Raw genomic sequence first — 341 nt, 5'->3', positions numbered from 1 at the left:
GCCCGACCTGACTGGTGAATGAGCTGCTCGGTTTCTTTTTCATTTAAATGGATCGTGTAATTTCCATACCCGCTTTCTCCGGTCTGTTCGTCCATGCTAAGCTTCCCGGACTCCATCTGCGTTGCTACTCGTTCCCAGTACGTCCGTTCTTTCTGCAGCAGGGGGCTGTCCTTATATTCTGCCAACGCCTCCGCCCATGCTTTATAAGACGCTGTCTTTGCCGGGAATTGGATCTTTGCCCCTTCTTGTACTTGCTGGATGGCCGTGCTGATATCTTCCTGCAGAATACGCCACGAGACCCCGTCCACCACAAGATGATGGATCGCCACAAACAGCAGATT

1 protein-coding gene is annotated in these 341 nt (G+C 51.9%); it reads right to left on the bottom strand.

Annotated elements, in window-relative coordinates; translation table 11 throughout:
• Nucleotides 1–341: condensation domain-containing protein (locus ACTJKB_RS31020; protein WP_440838054.1), on the bottom strand; the 341-nt coding region annotated here is incomplete at both ends.

This window comes from Paenibacillus sp. 22594, assembly GCF_052044425.1.
In the GTDB taxonomy this organism is placed as follows: domain Bacteria; phylum Bacillota; class Bacilli; order Paenibacillales; family Paenibacillaceae; genus Paenibacillus_AQ.
Note: the sequence above shows the minus strand (reverse complement) of the source record. Positions and strands in the feature narration are given on the sequence as shown.